General features: G+C 50.0%; 8 protein-coding genes and 1 pseudogene. 5 read left to right on the forward strand and 4 right to left on the reverse strand.

All coding sequences use genetic code 11. From position 1 onward, the window contains the following. Positions 1-2,184 carry a tRNA(Met) cytidine acetyltransferase TmcA gene (locus J7438_RS19270; protein WP_209277838.1) on the forward strand — a complete coding sequence of 728 codons (2,184 nt, stop codon included), beginning with the start codon at positions 1-3 and terminating at the stop codon, positions 2,182-2,184. A gap of 65 nt (positions 2,185-2,249) precedes the next feature. Beyond that, complete coding sequence (locus tag J7438_RS19275; RefSeq protein WP_209203767.1) at positions 2,250-2,492, forward strand: GrxA family glutaredoxin; 243 nt, start codon at positions 2,250-2,252, stop codon at positions 2,490-2,492. Here the strand turns inward: J7438_RS19275 and J7438_RS19280 are convergent. From J7438_RS19280 to J7438_RS19295, 4 genes are all read right to left on the reverse strand, one after another. After that, positions 2,489-3,385, reverse strand: a complete 897-nt coding sequence (locus tag J7438_RS19280) for a DNA replication terminus site-binding protein (protein WP_209277839.1) — start codon at positions 3,383-3,385, stop codon at positions 2,489-2,491. The two genes, J7438_RS19275 and J7438_RS19280, sit on opposite strands and share 4 nt — an antisense overlap. A gap of 28 nt (positions 3,386-3,413) precedes the next feature. Next, on the reverse strand, positions 3,414-4,061 hold the full coding sequence (gene pdxH, locus J7438_RS19285; protein WP_209277840.1) for a pyridoxamine 5'-phosphate oxidase: 648 nt from the start codon (positions 4,059-4,061) through the stop codon (positions 3,414-3,416). Positions 4,062-4,165: 104 nt separating this feature from the next. Next, complete coding sequence (locus J7438_RS19290) at positions 4,166-4,738, reverse strand: TIR domain-containing protein (protein ID WP_209277841.1); 573 nt, start codon at positions 4,736-4,738, stop codon at positions 4,166-4,168. A 114-nt stretch (positions 4,739-4,852) separates the two neighbouring features. Continuing rightward, positions 4,853-6,151 (reverse strand): inosine/guanosine kinase, encoded by a 1,299-nt coding sequence (locus J7438_RS19295; protein ID WP_209277842.1) that lies wholly within the window; start codon positions 6,149-6,151, stop codon positions 4,853-4,855. Here J7438_RS19295 and J7438_RS19300 point away from each other — a divergent pair. The 3 genes and pseudogenes from J7438_RS19300 to J7438_RS27880 form a co-directional block, all read left to right on the forward strand. Then, a complete protein-coding gene (locus J7438_RS19300) occupies positions 6,150-6,317 on the forward strand; it encodes a hypothetical protein (RefSeq protein ID WP_209277843.1) in 168 nt (55 codons plus the stop codon). The two genes, J7438_RS19295 and J7438_RS19300, sit on opposite strands and share 2 nt — an antisense overlap. Positions 6,318-6,694: 377 nt before the next feature. Then, positions 6,695-9,490, forward strand: a complete 2,796-nt coding sequence (locus J7438_RS19305; protein ID WP_209277844.1) for an insulinase family protein — start codon at positions 6,695-6,697, stop codon at positions 9,488-9,490. A 93-nt stretch (positions 9,491-9,583) separates the two neighbouring features. Then, positions 9,584-9,728: pseudogene (locus J7438_RS27880) on the forward strand (ISNCY family transposase); the annotation flags it as partial.

Genomic DNA, 9,728 nt, shown 5'->3' on the forward strand with positions numbered 1-9,728 from the left:
ATGAGTAAACAGGCCATTTCTAGCGCTTCTGAACTTGTTCGAGCGCTAAAATCAGTCGGCAGGCTGTCTGGTCATCGGCGTCTACTGGTATGTGCAGGCAATGCAGACTGGTGTAAGGCTCAAGTGGTGGAAATGGTACCAGCCCTGACAGGGGAGTCTGTTCTTCTGATTGGAGCAGATTTGCCTGAGCTTGCAGTCTCAAATTCAGAAGTTATTGCGGCAAAACAGTGTCTGTCCCGGTTAGGCAGGGAGCATCAGAACATTATCTTTAATGCCCATGCAGGCTTTGATGTCGATGCGTTTGGTGCCATTAGTGGAACGTTAAGTGCCGGTGGCATTATGGTACTGTTAATACCGCCATTGGACCAATGGCAATATTTCCACGACCCTGAACATCGCCGGATGCAGGTTTATCCTCAACAATTTGAGGATATCTCCGGACGATATTTGCAGCGCTTGTCGCAAATTATTCAAGCCTCCAATCAGCTATCTCTCTTGACTCAGGGTGGGGTATTACGGATTCAGGAGGCTAAAAATAAGCCTGATAAAAAAACACCGGGTGACAAGGACGAGACGGTCACCGCCCCCTGTAAAACCCGTTCACAAATGCGGGCGGTCCGGGGAATACACAAGGTGTTTCGTGGGCATCGCCGTCGCCCGTTGGTTCTGACGGCCGATCGGGGCAGAGGTAAAAGTGCATCTCTGGGCATCGCAGCAGCACAGTTGTTGCTGGAAGGTGTTGAGCAGATAATCATAACTGCTCCGTCAAGAAATGCCGCAGAGGTGTTCTTTCACCATGCCGGGAAAGTGCTGGGTGAGGATCGTGCTGCTCTTTCAGGCAGACTTCAGTTTATCCCTCCGGACGATCTGGTTCAGGCACTGCCCGCAACCCAGTTACTACTGGTTGATGAGGCCGCTGCCATTCCCACACCCTTGCTGGAAAAAATGCTGACTCACTATAGCCGGATTGTCTATGCTACAACCATTCATGGTTACGAAGGAACCGGTCGGGGTTTTGCCATACGCTTCAGGAAGGTTCTGGATAGCAAAACACCTCAGTGGCACGAGCTGAGAATGGCGGAGCCGATTCGCTGGCAGCCGGAAGACCCCCTGGAAGACTTTGTCTTCAGGGCGCTGCTGCTCAATGCAGTGCCCGCTGCCATTGATAAGCCGGACAGTATCCGTTCGCAGCAGTGCACTTTCAGGCGGATATCATCTGAAGAATTACTGTTCAATGAAGACTTGTTAACTCAGCTATTTGGTTTGCTGGTTCTCGCTCATTATCAGACACGGCCATTTGACCTTCGGCATCTGCTGGATGGTGGGAACATGGAGGTCTACGGTCTTTTTGATCGACAGCAATGGTTGATCGCCGTGCTTCTGGCAGCCAGAGAAGGAGGTATTGACCCGATTCTGGCTGATGATATCTGGCTGGGCAGGCGCAGGGTTCGCGGACATTTGCTGCCGCAGTCACTGAGTAATCATCTGGGCTTACCGGAAGCTATCTTCCTGAAAGGACTCCGGGTCATCAGAATAGCGGTTCACCCTGATTGCCAGAGAACAGGGCTGGGCAAAATGCTGCTTAATAAACTCCAGCAGGATGCCGCAAAAAAGCCTATTGATTACCTGGGCACACTGTTTGGTGCCACTGATGACCTTCTGAAGTTCTGGGGGGACTCTTGCTATGTACCTGTGCGGGTTGGTTTGTCCAGGGATGCCGCCAGTGGTACCCATTCTGCCATGATGCTCAAGCCATTATCGCACACTGCAAAACACTTGGTTGATCAGGCCCATAAGAAATGCCTGGCTCAGCTGCGGTGGTTATTGATGGATGAACTCAAAGGGCTTGATTTTGAGGTGGTTGCCACCATCTTTGCCATGATGGCACCGATAATCAGGGGCAGTGATGATTATGCTTTGTCCGGCGATAATCAGCGTGAGCTGGTTTCCTTTACAGAGGGGCAGAGGCAATATGAGAATTGCATTGATGTCATCAAAAGAGTGACCTTTCAAATACTTGGGACGGGTGATATAGATGCTGTGGATGCAAGGCTGCTGGTCACTCGAGTGATCCAGAATCACCCCTGGCATCAGGTGGTTGCAGCCTGCAGTTTTTCCGGAGAAAAGCAGGCCCGGCAACGTTTGAGAGAGGTGATTTCTGTGAACAGCAGGCAGCATTTATAGTGCCTGCTTCAATACTTATCTGCACCAACTGGGTGCTTTCCCATGAACCTGATGGAGCATAAATAATGGATCGGTTTACTGTGTTTGGTCGTCCTGGCTGTGGATTCTGTGTACGTGCCAAGCAGCTGCTGGAGATGAAAGGTTTGCCTTTCAAATACGTTGATATCTACGAAGAGGGGATCAGTAAGGCTGACCTGTCCAAGACCGTCGGCAAGGAAGTGGAAACGGTTCCCCAGATTTTTCATGGTCAGCAGTACGTTGGCGGTTATACGGACCTGGAAGCTTATCTCAGGGAAAAAGACGGCTAGGCATAACGGTAAATTCTTGAATGGGGATTGTCGTTAATTTTAACCAGGCGGGCATCACTGCGCTGCAGTCTTTCCTGTCTGGCAGACGGGTCATAGGGGCGAATCCGGTTAAACTCCGGTAACGGCTCTCCCGGCTGCAGCTGAATGAACAGGGGGAGTGGCGAGTTAATCTGTGCCGGATACTGTTTTTTCAATGCCGGGTCCGCCTGCCTGAGCGCCTGAATATCCTTTGGCCAGGTAATATTGGCCCTCAGGTGGGGAGCCAGTATACGCTTGATCACCACCACTTCTTTGGCGGGCATTTTCTCCAGCAGGCCAATGTCTTCATTAACGGCGACGGAGGCTATGTATTTCTTCCTGAAATGGTCAATCGCTTCTTCGGCGGTCAGCCTGACCGTGCCACTGTGACTTGCAGCCCAACTGAAGCCAACCCGTCTGGGGGGCTCTGGAAAGAGCTTGAGTTGCCGGTAACATTGCACAAAGTGCAGGTGTTTGACCTGCAGCCCTCCCAGTAAACCATCCCGCAAATCATCGGATGCCTGTTCAATGGCCTCGATGCTGTCGCCAAACAGCTTGCGAAAGTTGGCCATCGCCGTTTTAAACTGATCACGACAGAGGTTCAGTTCTTCGCCCAGTTGTAAGGTCTGCTCAGAAACGCCGACCAATCCGGTTAAGCGGGCGGTCTCCTGCTTGTTCTGCTCTTCGATATAGGTCAGTCGGGTGGCAATACCTGCTGCCAGGGCACGGTGGTTTGTGGATTCGGATTCCGTCTCCATGATCCAGATGGGTAAGCCATGGTCCGATTCAATGGCTTCCCGGAATAAGCGATTCAGTTCAACCAGTTGAATAAGCGCATCCCTTACGGCGATTCGTGCTGCGGTTTCTTTACTCATAACGTGCCCATAAAATACTGACGGGATTTCAGGGAGAAAGGCGGTCGACTTGCCAGTCACAGCCCTTCTCTGCGGACAACCGGGTGTATTGGAAGCGATCGTGCAGGCGGTTCGGGCGACCTTGCCAGAATTCAATGCTCTCCGGCACGACGCGATAGCCACCCCAGAAATCGGGCAGAGGCACTTTTCCTTCCCTGAATTTGCGTTTCATCTCTTCCAGTTTCAACTCCAGAACCTTGCGTCCGGTAATGACTGAGCTTTGCTGTGATACCCAGGCACCGAGCTGACTGCCATGAGGGCGGCTGGTAAAGTAACGCAGTGATTCGGCCGTGGAAATTTTTTCTGCCTTGCCCTGGATGACCACCTGTCGTTCAAGGGCCACCCAGGGAAACATAATGGCAACGTGGGGATTGCTGGTAATATCCCTGGCTTTATTACTGCTGTAGTTGGTGAAAAAGACAAAACCCGATTGGTCGAAATACTTGAGGAGTACCGTTCTCAGGGATGGCATACCTGATGCCGAAACGGTGGCAAGGCTCATGGCATTGGGTTCGGCCAGCTGAGCGTGCTGAGCCTGCTTGAACCAGAGCTCAAACTGGTCAAAGGGGCTGGTTTTCAGGTTGTCCCGACTGAGCCCTGCCTGAGTGTACTCTTCTCTTAAATGGCTGATATCCATGGCGGCACTTTACTGTTAAATGATTTTTTATTTTAACCGCGTCACAGTATTCTTTACAGTGTTCAGCGTCTGTAGAAATGTGGAAGGTATTTCAGGACAATTCCTTAGAGGCTGTCCGGCTGTTCCCCGGGGTTTATATTGAAATGCCGGTCACTGGCTTTTATGAATTCAAGTAACTGTTGCTCAAATCCGTCACCATAGTTGCTAATCATCAGTGAATTCAGTGGATAGCCACACACGGTGGATGATATTCGGGTGTTTTCTGAAAAACAAAAGCACTTTTTACCCAGTGTCAGAGCGGTTGCCAGTTCGAAGCCCGCACCTGTGGACGGGTAAGTCAAATCCCAGAGGCAGAACCGGGCATTTCTCAAACTGTCCAGTCCCCAGTAGTAGCAGGCCAGCTCTTTATGCAGCTCATTGGGATCAGATGAACGAAAAGGGTATAGCTTATTGACCTGTTCTTCGGTACTCAGCTTGAGAAACTTTTCAGGGATATTGGTTATGGATGCTGCTGATCGACTGTGCAGCTTGTCATCCAGAACTACATCTGCATGGCATTGATAACCATAGTTTCTGAGCAACTCGCAGATATGTATCGCACGGTCAATAATTTCCCGGGCCTGAGTTTTTGACCGACTGGTTACACTGGCACCGTAAAAGACGACACAATCCTTCATTGTGGTTTCTCTGGCATAGGATGATCGAACAACTATAGCAGCTGACAGTTGACAGCCAGGTAGAATAACGATGCCGTTGATCCTGGCACCGTTAAAAGGAGAGGATATGGTCGTTTACTGGTCCCAGTAGCTGTCTTCCAGGCTCATCTCCCGTTCCGGCAATGCCCTGGACAGACGGGGAGAGCTTTGTGCCAGCACTTCAAAACTGACCCGGTTGGCGTACTTGCAAACCTGGGCAAAGGATGAGTAAGTAACCCAGGGCTTATTGTGCTTGCTTGAGGTGGGTAATACCTGACGGTGATAGTAGTTTGCAGCCATATCGTGAATAAGTGCTGCCAATGCACCGTCGCCTGCACCGTTCGTGTTTTTTATGTTTTTGGGGCCACCAAGATAGGGGCTGATGTGTGAGTATACTTTCAGTGGTTCTTCACAGTGAGCGCGAAGCAGAGGGCGGCTGAATTCATACCTGTTGAAATCACTGATCGCTCCGGAACGGATAGGATTGTCAGTTTCCCTGGCCAACGCTGTTTCAGTATAACCACTTAAATAAAGACCTTCAGCGCCAGCCGTCAGTAACACCATATCAACCCATTGCAGCATATGCTCAGATGCTGACAGGGGGTCCGGTTCTCCTGTCAATGCCTCGGCTTCTTCTTCGTTCATGGCGGCAATGGTGACATATTCGTTAAGAAACTCGATCAGTGGTTGCTTGATGGCATTGACCAGTCCACGGGTGCCCAATGTCAAAATGACCGGTACTTCATGTTTTTTTGCCAGCTGTGCTGCTTTTACCATGGCGTGATAAATTGGCAGGGAAGGATTCGCCAGCGTGTAAGCGCTTAGCGCCAGGCCTGAGGATTCGGCGATGATTGTTTCATCGATAAACTCGGGACTGAGCTGATTCATAAAACCGGGGCTGATACCGAAGGTACGCTCACCATCTTCCGTAATCAGCGCAAAGCATCGGCCAATAGGGCCGTCAACCGGCTGAAGCCAGGTAAGATCGACTTTACTGCTGGTATTGCAGAGGTAGCGATACGCGTAGTCACCCACCTGGATGTTCTTGCTCATAACGCCAAATTGAACGGAACGATCATCTGCCAGCACCGAATAATTATGAAGCGTGTTACCGATGGTGCCACCGGCAAACTGGTCTTCAATAAGCTGCTGCTCGTTAAGAAAACAGTACAGACGATTGGCCTGGTCGTTATCTATCCATTGAGAGGCACCTTTATCGAGGCCAAAATCCCGTAGTACTGAGTCATCGACTCGGGCAGTAATATCCACCAGGTTCTGGTCAATACCACAGATATAGGTGTTGGCCTGGCCAAACACTGAGCTTTCCATATCGAAGCGATTGTGGGTATTGACCGGGAAGTAATGCTTGATCTTTCGTCGGCCGGGGAATTTCATGAAAGCAAAGAAAATGAAGTATCAGGAAGGGATGCTGATTATTCATGAAAAAACAATGAAAAACCAGTGCAATCCTGCAAAGTCTTCCTTGATAAAACCGGGTAAAGCACTTTGGGAAAGCCAAAGTAACCGGGTGAATTTATTGCCCTGTTTATGGAAATCTTGAGGTAAGTTCCACATGTTTCAAGTATCCATGATCGTAAAGCAAGTTAAAATTGTTACTCATATCCGTTTTTTTATGAGATCAATTAATAGTGTCACAGGTATCATCTGTTGTTCATGATCGACGATTCTTAAAGCCACTGCATTGAAAACGGTGCATTGCTGTTGTAGTCCAAACGAAGATGCGCCATGCTGACATTCAGTGCATTGATTTAGTAATGTAAGAAAATGCGGATAGTTGGTGATTTGTCGGCAAGCCGAATAAAACAGGATAGATCAAAAGATTGTATGATGTTCCGGACAGTGAAAGCTGATATGTTAAAAAAACTGGTGTCAATGGTTGCTGGAGTATTAACCATGGTTTCAATAGCAGGTTGTTCAATGACGACGGAGAGAGAAGCCCTTGTGACCCCGGGAGACGTAATAAAAAGCCCTGCTGATGACCGGCATTATCGCTATATCACTTTGGATAATGGTCTCAAGGTACTACTGATCTCGGACCCGGATACCGACAAGTCGGCAGCTGCGGTGGATGTGAATGTTGGTAGTTACCAGGATCCCGACGACCGTCTTGGCCTTGCCCACTTTCTCGAACACATGCTGTTTATGGGGACGGAAAAGTACCCGGACGTAGACAGTTATTCTGAATTTATCCGTGCCAATGGTGGCAGCAGTAATGCCTATACGACGGATGTACGAACCAATTACTACTTTGATATTAACAGCGACCAGCTGCAGCCAGCGCTGGATCGCCTTGCCCAGTTTTTTATCGCGCCCAGGCTGGACCCGAACTACGTAGAGCGGGAAAAAAATGCGGTCGATTCAGAGTATCGCCTGCACGCCAGAGAGGATGGCTGGCGTCTCTTTATGGCGCTCAATGCAACGTCGAACCCGGAGCACCCGAAGAGCCGGTTTAATATCGGCAGCCTTGACACGCTGCATGATCGTGACGGGCAGCTCTGGCAGTCGTTAAAGGATTTTCATGACAGGTACTATGTTGCTGCCAATATGGGCGTGGTTGTCTATGGCAAAGAGCCACTGGACAGGCTTGAACAGTGGGTCAATTCCTCTTTTTCGATGGTTCCTCCGGGCGCAAAACCCGATTTGATTATTGGTAAACAGCCGTATACCCGGAATGAATTGCAGGCCCGTATCAATATTGTGCCATTAAAAGATACCCGGGTTCTGTCACTGGGTTTTCCCATGCCCAGTGCACAGCCTTTTTACCATATCAAGCCACTGGGCTATCTTGCCCGAATCATTGGCTACGAAGGCAAAGGCAGTTTGCACAGTTTGTTGAAAGAGCGAGGCCTGATTGATTCACTGGCAGCCTACAACAGTGACCTGCCCAATGAGTACAGTGAGTTTACCGTTCGCATGGAACTGACGCCTGAAGGGTTAGCCCGGGTGGATGAGATCACGGCAATGGTATTTGACTATCTTGATCTGATTCGCAGGGAAGGCCTTGAGCCATGGCTCTATGAGGAGAGCAAACAAATTGCAGAGCTGGCCTTTCGCTATCAGGAAGACCGTAACCCGCAGCAGACTGCCTCAGGGCTGGCGGCCAGAATGCACTATCTGCCACCGGAGCATTTGCTGGAAGCAAATTACCTCTATGACTCCTACGACCCTGAGCTGATCTCAGGTTATCTGGCCAGAATGACCCCGGAAAATCTACGTCAGGTGGTCATTGCCCAGAACCTGCCTACGGATAAGGTCGAGCCGTATTTTGAGACGCAATACAGCATTCAGCCCCTTGCCGATGAGCTGGTCACACGGCTGAAGACGCCCATTGCCCGACAGTCATTGACTATTCCTGACCCTAACCCGTTTATCGCCAGTAACCTTGAACTGCATGACAGCGGCCAGGTCACTGAGCCATCGGTTATTCTTGAACAGCCGGGATTACGGGTATGGAGCCTGACCGATACCAGCTTCAATATGCCCCGTGGCAATGTACGGGTGATGATCTCTACACCGGCTGCTTCAGCGACACCTGACGATAATGTCTTGATCCAGATATACAAGTCCCTGCTGTCAAGAAGTCTCAATGAATATGGCTATCCGGCCAGGGAGGCGGGCCTCAATTACAGTATCACTGCCGGACGACGCGGGCTGTTAATCAGCCTTGCCGGATATCAGGACAAACAGGCCGTACTGCTGGAAGACATTCTCAAGGCAGTCACAACCTTTAAGCCTGAGAAGAGCACGTTTGAACAGGAACAGGCAGTACTGGTCAGAGGGCTGAAAAACAAGAAGTTCCATGCCCCTTACCGATTGGGAATGGATGCGCTTAGCCAGGCAACCTATCCATCCTATCCTGAGGATGATGTTCTGTTGAATGCTGCTGAAAAGGTCACTTATGAGCAATTGATCAAGTATGCCCATGACTTCTACCAGCAGATTCATATAGAAATGCTGGTGTATGGCAACCACAGTCAGCAGGAAGCACTAACACTGTCGTCAATGGTGGAGTCGGCATTACTGAATGACCATAACCGTCGGGACCGTTTTGATCTGCCCTTCCACCTTCTGGGCGGCACCAACCGTGTTCTGAATATGGCTATTGAGCATGATGACTCGATGTTGATCAGTTATTACCAGATTCCCGAGACGGATAACCGGGAACGGGCTCAATACGCATTGCTTGGTCGCCTGCTGGCAAATCCGTTTTTTAATAGCCTGCGGACGGAGCAGCAGCTGGGGTATGTGGTGTTTGCCGGACCTCGTCCCTTTGAGAAACACCCCGGTGTTATTTTTGTGGTGCAATCGCCCAAGCTGGACCCTATTGGCCTGGAAGGTCGTGTAGATCAGTTTTTGAACGATCAGAAAGCGGTGGTGGCAGGACTGACAGACCAGGAGCTGGAACAGTATCGCCAGGGGTTGATCGGTGACCTGCTGAAGAAAGATGACAATATGGATGAACGTAATGGTCGTTTCTGGCAGGGAATTGCCAGTGGCGAGCTGGATTTTGACAATCGAGTGAAGATTGCGGATGAAATTCGCAAACTCAAGCCCTCGGATATGCAGTCTGCCCTGGCAAGGCTGGTGGAAAACAGGGGTAAGCTTGTTATTCGCTCGTTTGGTGAGCCCCATAAAAAGGCATACCGGAAAGAGACTGACAGAATCGAATGCAACACCATTGATTGTCTAAAGGATCTACCGTTCAGTAAATAGTGCTTGTCCGAAAACCCATCAGCCCTTGAAAACAGCAGTCTATGACCTAACTTAATCATTGAAGATTTCCACTGACAGGCTGTTGTCTCACTCATGCGCCAAACCATCAAACCACAAATGCAGTTAGGCGAGGTCGATATCTCTGCCATCACCTTCAACCCCAAATCCAGGGACGACATACCCCGCCTCTTGCGGGCTTTTCAGCATATCTGGGTCACCCCGGAGCTGAGAGAGCAGG

The sequence above is a fragment of the Thalassotalea sp. G20_0 genome, assembly GCF_017744175.1.
Lineage (GTDB): Bacteria > Pseudomonadota > Gammaproteobacteria > Pseudomonadales > Endozoicomonadaceae > Endozoicomonas.

Excerpts from the sequence above, each read along its gene's own strand:
- J7438_RS19270 (WP_209277838.1), top strand. The coding sequence starts at position 1 with ATGAGTAAACAGGCCATTTCTAGCGCTTCTGAACTTGTTCGAGCGCTA.
- J7438_RS19275 (WP_209203767.1), top strand. The coding sequence starts at position 2,250 with ATGGATCGGTTTACTGTGTTTGGTCGTCCTGGCTGTGGATTCTGTGTA.
- pdxH (WP_209277840.1), bottom strand. The coding sequence starts at position 4,061 with ATGGATATCAGCCATTTAAGAGAAGAGTACACTCAGGCAGGGCTCAGT.
- J7438_RS19290 (WP_209277841.1), bottom strand. The coding sequence starts at position 4,738 with ATGAAGGATTGTGTCGTCTTTTACGGTGCCAGTGTAACCAGTCGGTCA.
- J7438_RS19295 (WP_209277842.1), bottom strand. The coding sequence starts at position 6,151 with ATGAAATTCCCCGGCCGACGAAAGATCAAGCATTACTTCCCGGTCAAT.
- J7438_RS19305 (WP_209277844.1), top strand. The coding sequence starts at position 6,695 with ATGACGACGGAGAGAGAAGCCCTTGTGACCCCGGGAGACGTAATAAAA.
- J7438_RS19280 (WP_209277839.1), bottom strand. The coding sequence starts at position 3,385 with ATGAGTAAAGAAACCGCAGCACGAATCGCCGTAAGGGATGCGCTTATT.
- J7438_RS19300 (WP_209277843.1), top strand. The coding sequence starts at position 6,150 with ATGAAAGCAAAGAAAATGAAGTATCAGGAAGGGATGCTGATTATTCAT.